The following is a 353-nucleotide window of genomic DNA, read 5'->3' as shown; positions in this document are numbered from 1 at the left end:
TAATCAACCAGTACACTATGAAGATCGAATGATCTATTACAATCAGGGAACAATCTATGCAGTAGAACTACCGTATAAGATAAGCCGCAAGGGGAATCTGGTATTGAAATGAATATGCCTGCCAAGCGAGTACAGTTCAGATTTCTACATTTTCTCATGCTTCTTGTAGCACTCTTGCTGTGCCTGTCTGGCTGCGACTTTCTGGGCCGAGAGGAGGCAGTCGGGAATCCCCGGCTGCCTGTGCTCTGGAGTGTTGATGTAGGAGGGGCTTCTAATCAACAGATTATGTTGGAAGATGATGTGCTGTATTATGCCGATGTATTCGGCCACCGGGTTCTGGCACTGGATCCGGG

General features: G+C 47.6%; 1 protein-coding gene. It reads left to right on the top strand.

Annotated features, from left to right (window positions below; all coding sequences use genetic code 11):
* Positions 1 to 114: 114 nt before the first annotated feature.
* Positions 115 to 353, top strand: a 239-nt coding sequence (locus ACYQ2L_RS17220; protein WP_460058362.1) for a hypothetical protein, incomplete at its 3' end; no start/stop codon positions are given.

It is taken from the genome of Spirochaeta dissipatitropha (assembly GCF_054657935.1).
This window is presented reverse-complemented; position numbering and strand designations above follow the sequence as displayed.